Consider the following 12,954-nt stretch of genomic DNA (forward strand, 5'->3'; position numbering starts at 1 on the left):
GCGATGGTGGGGGAGGGAGGGGGTGAGGGCCCGAGACCGGGCAGGGATTCGGGCCCTCACGTGTCGCGCATCCGTCGGGGGCGTTTGCGCGCTGACCACTTCAACGAGCTTCGCGCCGGGGGGATACGTTTCGCCGCTCGGCCGGGAAAATACACCTCCACGAGACCGTACGGCTGCCCCTTCGGGACGGCCTCCGGCTTCCGCCACCGGGCTTTCACCGGCTACCGCCACGGGACGTCCTCAGGAGGGCGTGCAGCCGCGCCGTCACCACCGGGTCGTGGGCGCCGTCGTAGATCCACCGGGTTCCCGGCACCCCGTGTTCGGAGGTTCCGATCAGCGCCTCTTCGGCGGCGCCCTCCAGCGGCGTCCCGCGGTGGCCCATGGGCACGAGATACGCCACCGGGTCCGCGTGACGGGCGACGATCGAACCTACCGGCCTCACGGCAACCGTTCGAGCAGCCGTTCCACGAGTTCGGACGGGTGTGACAGCGCGGCCAGGTGCCCGCCGGGGACGGTCTCGGCCTCGATCCCGAGACGGTCGCGGGCGACCCGGCGCTGGAAGTCCACAGGGAAGAACCGGTCCCCGGTCGCGGCCAGCACCCGTGTGGTGGTGTCGGGCCAACGCTCGATGGCGCAGGGCTGGTTGAACGCGATGTCGGCCTCCGGCCGCTGATGGTCGGCCCCGGCGGCCACGATCTCGGGCGGGACGTCGTGCAGGAAGTAGGTGTCCAGGTCGAACTCGGTGCCGTATCCGCCCGCTTCGGCGGCGGCGACGCGGGCCGGCTCGGATCCGGTGCTGCCCCACCACTGTCCGGGGGTCTCACCGGGGAGCGGCACCATCGCGTTGACGAGGACCAGCAGGCCGACCGGAACCCGTGCGCAGACCATCGGCGCCGTGAAGCCGCCCATCGACTGCGCGACCAGCACCGTATCGGCGTGATCGCCGATCGCCTCGACCACGGCGTCGGTGTACTCGGGCAGCCCCGAGGACTCGTCGGCGCCGGGCAGGTCGACCGCGACCGCCTCGTACCCCCTCGCCCGCAGCTCGGACACCACACGATGCCAGAACCAGGCCGAACCCCCGGCCCCAGGAACCAAGACAAACACGCTCACCCTCGCTTCAGCTCGTTTCACCCTGACGACGCGGACCGCCGGAAGCGACGAAAGTCATCGGCGACGGCCCTGGCAGCCCTCCCGGTCGATGTTCCAGCCGGACGGCGGGAGCACGTCGCAGAACACGCGGACGAAGTCGCCCTCCATCACGACATTGCCCTGTCGGCAGGACATACGGCGCCGGAAGACCGCTTGGTGGGTGAGGGTCTTCAGCCGGTTGATGCCGCCGTCGTCGGCGCCTCCGGGGTGTGTACCGGTACCGGCCCGAACAAGACGCTGAGTACGTCGAGTTGGGTGTCGATCGTTTCGAGGGCGGCCAAGGTGGGTGGGACGAAGTGGTGGGGCGGGGTGGTCGGCTCGGGGGTCCCGGCGGGGGGCTGTGCGGTCGGTTCCGTGGGGGGTGGCGGGGGCGGGCGGCGGGCGATCGACCGGCGTACGGTGAGCGCGTGCGCCGCGACCCGCGCGCGGCCCCGGGTCACGCCTGGGTCGGCGGTCAGCGCGCCCGGCGCCGATCCGATGGCCTCGGTGAGGTCGTCGACCGGGTCGGCGCAGCGCCGTAGCGCCGTCGCGGACCGGAGTGTGCGGTGGTCCGGGTGCCACCGGGCGGACAGGGCCCGGGGGGCGGGCACCGCGGCCAGGATCCGCAGGGGAGCCGTGGCGGTCGCCAACTGCTCGACACGGTAGGCGAATCGGGCCCGCGCCATCCGGACCGCCGCACCGTCGTGCCAGTCGGTCTCCATCAACTCGCCCAGCCCCGACAGCGCCGCCGCGGTCCGCGCCCGTACCACCGCCTCGGTCCGGATGGGCAGCACGAGCCAGGAAGCCGTCACGCCGAGAACCGCGCCGACCGCGATCCCGGCCAGCCGGGTGTGCAGCAGGTCCCCGGGGCTCTCACCGAACCAGTCGTAGAGCAGTGAAAGCACGGCGGTCACGCAGCCCGCCCAGTACGCGTAGCTGAGTTCACGCAGCCAGGTGGCCACGGCGAGTACGACGAAGATGACGACGACGGCGGTGTCCGACCGTGGTCCGAACTGGCCGGAGACGGCTGACGCCACCACGGTGCCGGCCGCGGCGCCGAGCGTGCGCCAGGCCCCCTTGACCAGGACGTCGCCCCGGCTGAGCGCACCGCTGCACACCAGGAACGCGGTGAGGACCACCCACGCCCAGTGATCCGGCCACAGATTCCGGCCGACCGCGAACGCGGCGGTGAGCGCCGCCGCCATCTGCACGGCCATCCGGGTGCTCGGGGCCGGACCTCGGCGCCGGGCGCGGGGCGCCGAGGTCACCTTCGCGGAGGGCGGCCGGGGCACGAGGCCGGCGCGCTGTGCCGTCCAGGTCACCACGGTTCCCCAGACGACCGTCGCCAGGGCCGTCACCGCCGCCCAGGCGGTGCGCTCGTGCCCGGCGGCCGGCACCGCCCCGGCGGGCACCACCAGAACGGCGATCAGCGGCAGCACGACGAGCGTGCCCGCCCGCGTGGCGCGGGCACCGAACCGGCGCAGCCAGATCACCCCCGCGACTCCCACGACGAAGGCCGTGTCACCCGCGAGGTGATGCCGCTCGATCAAGGTGCTCAGCTCCGCGCCGGCCGCCGCCGCGCAGGGCAGCACGACACAGGCCAGCAATCGGTCGGTCCGGTCGAAGAGGCGCTGGACGCGGCCCAGCGCCGAGGCGATGACCACCGCCTGCACCACGCTGTCCACCCGCAGACCGGCCTCGTGCTCGACGAACAGCGCCAGGCCGTACGCACCCAGCACCGTGGCCATGCTCACGGCCGTCGTCCGCAGGTGTGTCCCTCGCGGATCGAAATGCAGCGCACGACGCGTCGACCTCAGAAAACTACGCACCACGTAGCATCACCGCCAAGGAAGCCCTTGGAACAAGCCATTCTGCGACTCGCCCTCCGACAGGATCGTAAGTGATACCTTATCAATGTGATGGGAGAGCGGACAGAACAAGAGGACCACCGGGACGCGGTGCGAGCGGAGCCGTACGGGTCCGAGCGACGGGACGGCCGTGCCTCGGCCGAGATCCGCCAAGGAGTCGTCCGGCTCGCCCGCAGGCTGAGCGCCGAGCGCCCCGCGGACGGCCTCAGCCTGAACAAGAGCAGTGTCCTCGGCCACCTGCGCCGCAACGGCCCGATGTCGGCCGGCGCGCTCGCCGCCGCCGACCATCAGCAGCCGCAGTCCCTGACCCGGGTCTTCGCCGACCTGGAACAGGAAGGCCTGATCAGCAGGACGCGCGACACGCAGGACGGGCGGCAGCGCGTGGTCCAGCTGACCGAAGAGGGCCGCGCCGCTCTCGCCCGTGACATGGCGCAGCGCGACGCCTGGCTCGACATCGCCCTCGTCGACCTCACCGAGACGGAGTGTCAGGTGCTCCTGCTCGCCGCCCGTCTGATGAACCGCCTCGCCGACTCCCCGACCGCCGTGCCCGGCTCCACGACCCGACCCGACTGACGGAGGCTCCCGTGTCCTGGCCCGACCACGCCATCTGGTGGCACGTCCACCCCCTGACCTTCCTCGGCGCGGAGCTGGACGCCCTGCCCGAGGACGCGCCCGTGCGGCACCGGCTGCCGGTCCTCGGCGACTGGCTGGACCATCTGGTCGGGCTCGGCTGCAACGGGCTGGCCCTGGGGCCGGTCTTCGCCTCCGAGACCCACGGCTACGACACCACCGACCACTTCCGCGTCGATCCCCGCCTCGGCACCGAGGCCGACCTGGCCGAACTCGTGGAGCGTGCCGCGTCGCGCGGGGTCCGCGTCCTGCTCGACGGCGTCTTCAACCACGTCGGCAGATCCTTCGCGCCCTTCGCCGACGTGGAGCGACGCGGCACCGCCTCCCCGTACGCGGACTGGTTCGTCCCCGAGGGCGACGACTTCCGGACCTTCGAGGGGCACCGGCATCTCGTCGCGCTGAACCACGCGTCGCCCGGGGTCGCCGACCATGTCGCCGACGTCCTGTGCCACTGGCTCGACCGGGGCGTCGACGGCTGGCGGCTGGACGCGGCCTACGCGGTTCCCCGGTCCTTCTGGCGGACCGTCACGGACCGGGTCAGGACGCGTCACCCCGGCGCGTGGTTCAGCGGTGAGGTGATCCACGGCGACTACACGGCGTACGTCGTCGAGGGCGGACTGGACACCGTGACGCAGTACGAGCTGTGGAAGGCGATCTGGAGTTCGCTCAACGACCGCAATCCGCACGAACTGGCCTGGGCGCTCAAGCGTCACAACGCCATGGTCGACACGTTCGCGCCGCAGACGTTCGTCGGAAACCACGACGTCACCCGCGTCGCCAGCCGGCTGGAGGAACCCCGGCACCTGGCGCTCGCGCTCGCCGTGCTGTTCACCGTCGGGGGGATTCCGTCCGTCTACGCGGGAGACGAACGGGCCCTGGAGGGCGTCAAGGAGGACCGCGCCGGCGGGGACGACGCCGTCCGTCCCGCGTTCCCCGCCTCCCCGTCGGAGCTGGGCACCGAAGGGCTGGACGTCCAGCGGCTGCACCAGACGCTGGTGGGGGTGCGCCGCCGCCACCCCTGGCTCGTACGGGCCCAGACCCGCATCCACGCGCTGGACAACACCGTCCTCGGCTACACCCTGGCCGCGCCCGACGGCGGCTCCACCCTCGCGGTGGCCCTCAACTTCGGCGCCTTTCCGGCCACCGCCGGACTGCCCGCCGCCGAGTGGACCCGCCTCGCGGGTGACGCCTCCGTCGATTCCGCCACGGGCCTGGTCTCGCTTCCCGGTGCGGGCTGGTTCATCGCCACGACACCGGGAAGCCATCATTGATACCCGACCGATCGGGTCAGGGCGTGCGGAAATTGCCGATGTGCCAAAACCCTCCTGTCGAAAAACGCTGTCATCGTGTTACCGGGCGCGCAGTTCCCGTTGGTTGAATTGTGGTCCGAAGTCGATTTCCGGAACTCCGGATCACGCCGCGTCGGCGCTGAATGCGCGCGCCCAGGCATTGCGCCAGAGGGTGATCCTGGTTCCGTGTTGTCCGCATGCCTGGACATAGGCGACGAGCAGTTCCTCCGACGGCATGCGAAAACCGGCCAGAATGTCTGCCACCGTACTGCGCGGCAAAGGTCCTGCCCCGAGATCACGGGCCTTCTTCTCCATTTCCCGCAGGGACGGCTGGCCGGCGGCGAGCCGCGCCTGGTGCATGGCTTCGAGGAGATGGGCCGGGTGGTATACGAGCTCCAGGCGGCGTCCGGCGCGCGGCACCGACGCGACCTCCCGGCCGTCCGGAGAGAGGCCCGACTGACGCGCCGCCTGTTCCCAGCGCAGTCGGGCCTCGCGCCGCGTCGCACCGCAGACCTGCGCATACGCCTCCACGACATGGCGGCGCGGCAGGAAGGTGCCGCGGTCGGCGCGGGACAGCGTGACGGCGGAACAGGCCGGATCCGCGATCCGCAGCCCCTCGGTCAGGTCGGCCATCTGCCGGTAGGTGAGTCCGGATCGCTGACGCAGCGCGCGCAGCCACCGGGCCAGTTCATAACATTGCGCGGATTGCGGGATCGGTGTTCTGCTCCGCCCCACCACTTCCCCCTGGAGGTCGAGACCGACGGGCATTGCCTACCGCTACGAGGGCCCGTTTTGGTCTTTACTTGGGCTCACATAGATCGACGCTATGGACGGGCTCGATGAGGAGTCAAGGAGCCTTTACTCTACTTTACCCTGCATGGGTATCCCTTTTCATTCGGTGGCTGTTTGGTTCACTTTGTCCGAGAAGTGGAGTGATGAGATCCGTGCATCCACATGGGCTTTTTCGCGAGCGCCGCGCAAGCGGCCCAGTGAGTGTCCCGAATCCCGCTGCATAACGGCCTTGCTGGCTCATTCACCGCTCTGCTGACATGGATTTACCGGCCGGAGGTGCCGGCCGGTCCTGATCCAGTCGAAACTGCGGAGGAATGCAATGACCACCGTGTCCCACGCCGCCCAGACCGAAATCGTCGAGCTGCTCAAGGAGGTCAAGCCCGGGATCGCCGACCAGACCATCGAGCCCGGCCACTCCGTGGTCGAGGACCTGGGCCTCGACTCGCTCGACCTGCTCCAGCTCGCCCGTCGCATCAACCGGCACTTCGGCATCGAGTTCGACCTCGACCAGTGGAACGCCGAGGCCGACGCGCACCACCGCAGCATCGCCTCGATCGTGGCCGTCGTGGCCGCCGCCGGCCGTGCCTGAGCCGGCCGTGCCCGCCCGCGTCGCTCTCGTCACGGGTGGTTCACGGGGGATCGGCGCCGCCGTCGCGTACCGTCTCGCCGCCGACGGTCTCACCGTCCACCTCGTCTGCCGCAGCGCCGTCGACGCCGGGCGCGCCGTGGTGAAGGAGATCGAGGCCGCCGGAGGCCGCGCGGTCCTGCACCAGGCGGACATCGGCGACGAGGCCGCGGTCGAGAGCCTGGTCGAGCGGGTGACCGCGCGGGAGGGCGCGCTGCACGTCCTGGTCAACAACGCGGCCGTGATCGACGACCAGCTCCTGGCGGTGACCCGCACCGACCGCTGGGAGAACGTCCTGCGGACCAATCTCACCGGGCCCTTCCTGACCAGCAGGGCGGTGCTGCCGACGATGCTGGACCAGGGCTGGGGGCGCATCGTCAACATCTCCTCCAACTCCGCGCGTACGCCGGGACCGGGCCAGAGCGCCTACGCGGCCTCCAAGGGCGGCCTGGAAGCCCTCACCCGCGCCCTGGCCGTGGAGGTGGGACGCAAGGGCATCCGGGTCAACTGCGTGGCGCCCGGCAAGGTCCGTACCGAGATGACCGCGGCCGTCGCCGACCAGCTCGGCCCGGACGGCGACGGCACCCGCTGGGGGCTGCCCGAGGACATCAGCGGACTCGTCGCCTTCCTCGCCCGCGACGAGGCCGACTACATCCAGGGCCAGACGTTCACGGTGGACGGCGGCCGCATGGTCATGCGCAGCCCGGGGCGGCGGTCGCGGTGAACCGGGGACGAACGGAGGAACGGCCATGGGGTCCGTGAAGTACTGGGAGGACCTGGCGCACGCACCGGTGCGCCGGTTCGGACCCGTGGTGTTCAGCAGCGCGCTCCTCGACCAACTCCTCGATCTCATGGGGGAGAAGCACCCGGTGCACGACAGCGACGACTTCGCCAGGGGAACGGACCGCCGCCGGCGCATCGTGCCCGGGGGCTTCATCCACTCCATCACCTCGGGCTGGGTGGTCCAGCACGGCTCACCGGCCGCCATCGTCGGGCTGCGCAGGCTGAGCTGGGACTTCGTCAGGCCGCTGTACCCCGACACCCCGTTCTGGTTCACCACCGCCACCGACCGGGCGCAGGAGATCGACGACCGGATCGGTCTGGTCGACACCACTCGCCGGGTCTTCGACGAGAACGACCGGACGTACGCCATCGGACACATGAGCGTCGTCGTGCAGCGGCACGCGACGCAGCCGACCACCACCGTGGAAAGGGCTCAGTGATGGACAGTCAGTATCAGCCGCTCAAGGGACGGGTGGCACTGGTGACCGGCGGCTCGCGCGGCATCGGCGCGGGCATCACCCGCAAACTGGCGGCCTGGGGCGCCACCTTGGCCGTCAACTACGTCGACCGGGAGGGCCCGGCGAAGGAACTCGCCGAAGAACTCGGCGAGCAGGGTACGGAAGTGACCCTGCACCGGGCCGACCTGAGCGAGCCCGCGGAGATCGAGAACCTGATCGCGGAGATCGGCGAGATCCATCACGACCTCCACATCCTCGTGCAGAACGCGGCCGCGACCAAGTTCGCCCGGCTCGCCGAAGCCTCCCTCGGCGACTGGCAGTTCGTGCAGGACACCAACTCCCGTGCCACCTGGCTGCTCGCCAAGCACGCGCTCCCGCTGATGCGTGAGCGCGAGGGAGCACGCTTCATCACCATCACCAACTCCACGACCACACGCATCATCCCGCGGGCCGGGCTCTTCGCGGCGGCCAAGGCCGGACTCGAGGCGCTGACCGACTACCTCTCCTACGAGCTGGCCCCCTACGGCATCGTCGCCAACTGCGTACGCCCCGGACTCGTGCAGACCGGGGTCTTCAAGGTCCGCCCCGACTTCGCCCACGGAGTCACCAAGGAACTGTCCGTCTCCCCGTGGCCCGGCGACCGCATGACGACACCGGAGAACAGCGCCGACGTGGTCGCCCTGCTGTGCCTGGAGGAGGCGTCCTGGATCGCCGGACAGACCATCACCGTGGACGGCGGATACCGTCTGTGGGGCGGCATCAGCGGCGGAGGCCGACGTGCCGAGTGAACGCGCCTTCGCCCGGAGGGCCGACGTGACGGGAGAACGCGCCGGGCGGCAGGACCGTCCCGACGTCGTGGTCACCGGGATCGGCGTGATCTCGCCCGCGGGCATCGGCGCGGCCCCGCTGTGGGAGGCCATGGCGGCCGGCAAGACCTTCTTCGGCACCGGCGGCCACGACGGGCCCGCCCCCGCGCTGCCCTGGCCCTCGGCCTCCGTCGACACCACCGAGATCACCTGGCCGGCCGGCCGTGACTGGGCCAACGCGGGCAAGTACGCCAACCAGTCGGCCCGATGGGCCGTCGCCGTCGCGCGGCAGGCACTGGAACAGGCCGGGATCACCGGAGACACGGAGGACGTCCGCGGCGGGACCGTGATGGCCGTGGGCAGCAGCAGCGACGAACTGAGCGACGTCATCCCGCAACTCGCCTCCCGGCACCGCGGCGACCCCCGGCCCCTCGCGAAGTTCCTCCACGACGAGGTCCCCGACTACTCCTACATCCGCGGAATCCCCTCCCAGCTCGGCCAGTTCGTCTGCATGGCCAGCGGATTCCGCGGCTCCAACGTCGCGGCCTACGGGGAGGCCGCGGCGGGCGGCACCGGCGCACTCGCCCTGGCCGCACGGTTGTTGGAGAGCGGCGAACTCGACCGGGTCCTCGTCGTGGGCGTCGGTCCGCCGCTGACGACCACGGCGATGGCCGCCTTCGACCAGGACGAGCCGCTCGGCACCCGCGCCACGGCCGGAGCCGGCCCATTCGACGCCGAACGGTCCGGAACGCTGCTCGGCCAGGGCGCCGCCGCGATCCTCCTGGAGCGGGCCGACACCGCGCGCGGCACGCCCCGCGCCCGGCTCGCCGGCTGCGAGGTGCTGGTCGCCTCCGACATCACGGCCTCCGCGAAGCTCGTCGTCGACACCGTACTCGCCGCGGCGGACACCACCCCCACCGTGTGGTGGGCGCACGGCGCTGGCTCCACCCGCCTGGACCGCGTGGAGGCCGAGGCGGTGCTGCCCCGCGCGGGGAGCCTGCCCGTCACCGGCTCCAAGGGCACCATCGGCAACGCCTTCGAGTGCTCGGCGCTCATCGACACCGCCCTGGTCGTCGAGAGCCTCGGACGCGCAGAACTGCCCCCCGCGGGCCTGCTGCGCCGCCCCGACCCCGGACTCGGCGCCCTGGATCCGGTCATGGGCGAGACCCGCCCGCTGGGCCCGGCGCCGACGGCGCTGATCACGGCCTTCACCCACGGACGGCACGCGGCGGCGGCGGGAGCCCTCGTCATCACATCGACGCACGAGGACCCGGCCGACGAGGGGAAGGCACGGACATGAGCGACGACATCGTCATCACCGGCATGGGGGTGATCACCCCCATCGGCGGGGACGTCGAGACCTTCTGGTCGGCCAACCTCGAAGGCCGCTCCGGCATCGTCAGGGAAGAACGGATGGACACCACCGGACTGCCCTGCGGCTGGACGGCCGGACTGATCCCGGAGGACGTGAAGGCCGAGGTCGCCGCCGGCTACGGCGCACCCGACCGGTCCTGGGGCGACTCCCTCATGCTCGCCGCGGTCGACCAGGCCCTCGGCGACGCCCGGCTCGGCGAACTGCCCGCACAGGACGGGCCGGCCGCCCTGGTCTACGCCCGGGTGTGGCCCGGCCCCACCGGCTCGTTCCCGCAGGACTACGTCACCCACATGGAAGACCTCGCCGAACGCTACGACCGGATCGGCAACGACCCCTCCGCCGTCCTCGAACATCTGCGGGGCAGGCATCTCCCGCCCGAGACGAGGGACTTGTCGGCCTACCCGAGCGAGATCGCCGACCGTCTCGGAACGGCCGTCGTCCCCGTACGACTGGAAGCCACCTGCTCCGGAGGCCTGCGCGCCATCGCCGAGGCCGCCCGGCTGCTGCGCTCGGGGCGTGCCCGGTACGCGGTCGTGTCGGCGGCGGTCTCCCGCAACACACCGTACGTACTCTCCCAGTACGGCCAGCTCATGGCGCTCTCGCGCTGGAAGGGCGACCCCGCCCTCGCCTCCATGCCCTTCGACAGGCGCCGCACCGGCATGGTCATCAACGAGTCGGCGGGCGCGCTCGTCCTGGAGACCGGCGAGCACGCGGCCCGGCGCGGGATGACACAGCCGTACGCCGTCATCGGCGGCTGGGGCCTTGCCGTCGACACCCGCCATATGACCGCCCCCAGCGTCGACATGGTCGAGCGGGTCATGCGGACCGCCCTGGAAGAGGCCGGCGCGCACCCCGACGACGTCGACACCGTCAACGCCCACGGCACCTCCACCCGCCTCAACGACGTCACCGAAGCCCGCGCGCTGCACCGGGTGTTCGGCGAACGGACGGCCGAACTCGACGTCAGCGCCGTGAAGTCACTGACCGGGCACGGCTCCGCGGCCTCGGGCGTCGTGGAGACGGCCGCGGCGGCCCTCACGATGTGCCGAGGGATCATCCCGCCCGTCACGACCACCACCGAACCCGACCCGGCCTGCGATGTGCGCACCTCCCTCACCCCGGTCCGGCGACGGGTCGACAGCGTGCTGAAGAACTCCTTCGGATTCGGCGGCCAGTACGCCTCCATGCTCTTCCGCCGTCCCGCCACGCCCCGGCCGGCACCCCAGCCCGCGTGAGCACGATGGACCGGCTGGACCACGAGACGACGGACCCGTCGGGGCCGCACCGCGGCACCGTCGTCTGGCTGCACGGCATCGGCCAGACGCCGGGCGACCTGATGGCCGTGACCCAGCGGTTCCGGCTCGCCGAGGCGGGAGTGCGCGGGGTGTTCCCGCGCGCGCCCGTCTCGGCCCCCAGCCTGCTGAGCGGATTGGCGGTGCCGTGCTGGTTCCCGCAGAACCTCCTCGCGATCGACCGGATCGACGTCGAGGGGCTGCTGGCGGTGCACCGGCCGCTCACGACGCTGCTGGAGGCCGAGGCGGAACGGATCGGCGCCGGACGGATCGTGCTCGCGGGCTTCTCCCAGGGAGCTACGGTCGCCCTGACCATGGCCCTCACCCACACCCGGCGGCTGGCGGGCGTGGCACTCTACGCGCCCTTCATGCCTCCCGACCTGCCTGCCCTGCTCCCCACCGGCCGGCCCTCGCCCGCCAACAGCGAGCTGCCGGTGTGGATCGGCCACGGGGCACGGGACTGGGTCGTCCCCGAACGCAGCGGCGCCCGGCTGCGGGACCTGCTCACCGGCTGGGGACATCCGGTGACCTGGCAGCGCTATCCCGGCGGACACGAGCCGTTCGCCGGAGTACGGGCCTCACTGCCCGTGTTCCTCGGCGACGTCCTGGACGTCAGCGTGCCCCAGGTCCCCGGGGCAGGGCCGACAGCGCACGCCCGTTGAACCGGGGGCGTCGAACGCGCCCCACACCGAACGGACTTCCGGAACCGGACCCCCTCCCGGTTCCGGAGGTCCGGCGCACCCGTACCGGGAAGGGACGTGGAATCGTGTCAGCACCGACGTCACAGGAGTCGCCGAGGACGGCCCCCCGGCCGGAATCCCCACCGTTCGGTGTCGGCCTCCTCTTCCCCGGCCAGGGAGCCCAGCGCCCCGGCATGGGCGAGCCCTGGCGTGACACCCCGCACTGGGAAGTCGTCACCCGTCTCTCCGAGATCTCGGGACGGGATCTCGGCCGGCTGCTGCTGGACGCGGGAGCCGAACAACTGACCCGCACCGACGCCGCCCAACTGGCCACCTTCACCCTGGAGATGGTCGTGCTCGACGCGCTGCGCACGGCGGTGGGCGATCTGCGGCCCGTGGTGTGCGCCGGGCACAGTCTCGGTGAATACGCGGCCCTGACCGCGTCCGGGGTGCTGGACCCCGAGGACGCCGTCCGGCTGGTCGCCGAGCGCGGGGCGGCCATGGAAGCGGCCGACCGGCTCACGCCCGGCACCATGGCGGTACTCATCGGCAAGGACATCGCGCCCAGGGCGCGGCGACTCGCCGCCCGCCTGCGGGCCGGGCGGGGGGCGCGTGTGTGGGTGGCCAACGTCAACGGCGCGGAACAGGTCGTGATCTCCGGCGCCGTCGAGGACGTGGAGGCGCTGGCCGAGGAGGCCGCGCGCGACGGCGTACGCACCCTCCGCATCCCGGTCGGCGGCGCGTTCCACACGCCCTTGATGGCTCCGGCAGCCCCGCGTCTGGCCGAGGCCGTCGCCCGTACACCGCTTCACCCGGGGCGTTGCTCGGTGATCGCGAACGTCGATGCCCGCGCGCACCTCCACGACCATGAACGCTGGAGGACATTGATGGTCCGTCAACTCGTCCTGCCCGTACGCTGGGCCGGCTCCATGAGCACCCTCCTCGCCACCGCCCGCGGCCCCCTCCGTCTCGTCGAGGTCGGCCCCGGCTCCACGCTGGCCAACCTCGCCCGCAGAGCGCTGCCCGAAGAGATCCCGGTCCGCTCCGTCGCCACTCCGGCACACGTCGACGCGCTCGCGGCCGAGTGGTGGCGGTGACGGAGAGAGGAACCGGGAACACGAGCCCCTCCAGTCAACTCCCGTAGGCGTGAGCGGAGTTCGGACCCGCGCGTGACGGCACGGGGCATCGGGGGACCTGTCCGCGAAGGGGAAGGTCATGACAGACT

Annotated in this window: 13 protein-coding genes and 1 pseudogene; 10 read left to right on the forward strand and 4 right to left on the reverse strand. The window is 71.8% G+C overall.

Annotated features, from left to right (window positions below; genetic code table 11):
* Positions 1-238: 238 nt before the first annotated feature.
* From ACZ4AA_RS16565 to ACZ4AA_RS16575, 3 genes and pseudogenes are all read right to left on the reverse strand, one after another.
* A pseudogene (locus ACZ4AA_RS16565) lies at positions 239-406 on the reverse strand (maltokinase N-terminal cap-like domain-containing protein); the annotation flags it as partial.
* A gap of 32 nt (positions 407-438) precedes the next feature.
* Positions 439-1,134 (reverse strand): alpha/beta fold hydrolase, encoded by a 696-nt coding sequence (locus ACZ4AA_RS16570; RefSeq protein ID WP_467601748.1) that lies wholly within the window; start codon positions 1,132-1,134, stop codon positions 439-441.
* A gap of 188 nt (positions 1,135-1,322) precedes the next feature.
* Complete coding sequence (locus ACZ4AA_RS16575) at positions 1,323-2,879, reverse strand: FUSC family protein (protein WP_467602471.1); 1,557 nt, start codon at positions 2,877-2,879, stop codon at positions 1,323-1,325.
* Positions 2,880-3,050: 171 nt separating this feature from the next.
* On the opposite strand from ACZ4AA_RS16575, the gene ACZ4AA_RS16580 reads away from it, so the two are divergent.
* Both ACZ4AA_RS16580 and ACZ4AA_RS16585 read left to right on the forward strand, forming a co-directional pair.
* Positions 3,051-3,572 (forward strand): MarR family winged helix-turn-helix transcriptional regulator, encoded by a 522-nt coding sequence (locus ACZ4AA_RS16580; protein WP_467601750.1) that lies wholly within the window; start codon positions 3,051-3,053, stop codon positions 3,570-3,572.
* 11 nt (positions 3,573-3,583) lie between these two features.
* Entirely contained in the window at positions 3,584-4,900 is a 1,317-nt protein-coding gene (locus tag ACZ4AA_RS16585; RefSeq protein ID WP_467601752.1) for an alpha-amylase family protein, read from the forward strand.
* 141 nt (positions 4,901-5,041) lie between these two features.
* Here ACZ4AA_RS16585 and ACZ4AA_RS16590 read toward each other — a convergent pair whose 3' ends face one another.
* Entirely contained in the window at positions 5,042-5,686 is a 645-nt protein-coding gene (locus ACZ4AA_RS16590) for a helix-turn-helix domain-containing protein (protein ID WP_467601754.1), read from the reverse strand.
* A 343-nt stretch (positions 5,687-6,029) separates the two neighbouring features.
* Between ACZ4AA_RS16590 and ACZ4AA_RS16595 the strand changes: the two genes are divergently transcribed.
* The 8 genes from ACZ4AA_RS16595 to ACZ4AA_RS16630 all read left to right on the forward strand — a co-directional run bounded on the left by ACZ4AA_RS16595 (position 6,030) and on the right by ACZ4AA_RS16630 (position 12,826).
* A complete protein-coding gene (locus tag ACZ4AA_RS16595; protein WP_467601756.1) occupies positions 6,030-6,299 on the forward strand; it encodes a phosphopantetheine-binding protein in 270 nt (89 codons plus the stop codon).
* A gap of 7 nt (positions 6,300-6,306) precedes the next feature.
* On the forward strand, positions 6,307-7,059 hold the full coding sequence (locus tag ACZ4AA_RS16600; RefSeq protein WP_467601759.1) for a 3-oxoacyl-ACP reductase family protein: 753 nt from the start codon (positions 6,307-6,309) through the stop codon (positions 7,057-7,059).
* A gap of 25 nt (positions 7,060-7,084) precedes the next feature.
* On the forward strand, positions 7,085-7,558 hold the full coding sequence (locus tag ACZ4AA_RS16605) for a MaoC family dehydratase (protein WP_467601762.1): 474 nt from the start codon (positions 7,085-7,087) through the stop codon (positions 7,556-7,558).
* Complete coding sequence (locus ACZ4AA_RS16610; RefSeq protein WP_151467366.1) at positions 7,558-8,364, forward strand: SDR family NAD(P)-dependent oxidoreductase; 807 nt, start codon at positions 7,558-7,560, stop codon at positions 8,362-8,364. Before ACZ4AA_RS16605 ends, ACZ4AA_RS16610 begins: the two co-directional genes overlap by 1 nt.
* The gene (locus ACZ4AA_RS16615; RefSeq protein ID WP_467601765.1) at positions 8,354-9,682 is read left to right on the forward strand and encodes a beta-ketoacyl synthase N-terminal-like domain-containing protein; all 1,329 of its coding nucleotides are present in this window, start codon (positions 8,354-8,356) and stop codon (positions 9,680-9,682) included. The genes ACZ4AA_RS16610 and ACZ4AA_RS16615 overlap by 11 nt, the downstream gene beginning before the upstream one ends.
* Positions 9,679-10,992: a beta-ketoacyl-[acyl-carrier-protein] synthase family protein gene (locus tag ACZ4AA_RS16620; RefSeq protein ID WP_467601767.1), complete on the forward strand. Its 1,314-nt coding sequence runs from the start codon at positions 9,679-9,681 to the stop codon at positions 10,990-10,992. The genes ACZ4AA_RS16615 and ACZ4AA_RS16620 overlap by 4 nt, the downstream gene beginning before the upstream one ends.
* Positions 10,993-10,997: 5 nt before the next feature.
* Positions 10,998-11,711 (forward strand): alpha/beta hydrolase, encoded by a 714-nt coding sequence (locus ACZ4AA_RS16625; protein ID WP_467602473.1) that lies wholly within the window; start codon positions 10,998-11,000, stop codon positions 11,709-11,711.
* A gap of 104 nt (positions 11,712-11,815) precedes the next feature.
* Positions 11,816-12,826: an ACP S-malonyltransferase gene (locus ACZ4AA_RS16630; protein WP_467601770.1), complete on the forward strand. Its 1,011-nt coding sequence runs from the start codon at positions 11,816-11,818 to the stop codon at positions 12,824-12,826.
* Positions 12,827-12,954 lie beyond the last annotated feature (128 nt).

Source organism: Streptomyces sp. NPDC024698, assembly GCF_055559015.1.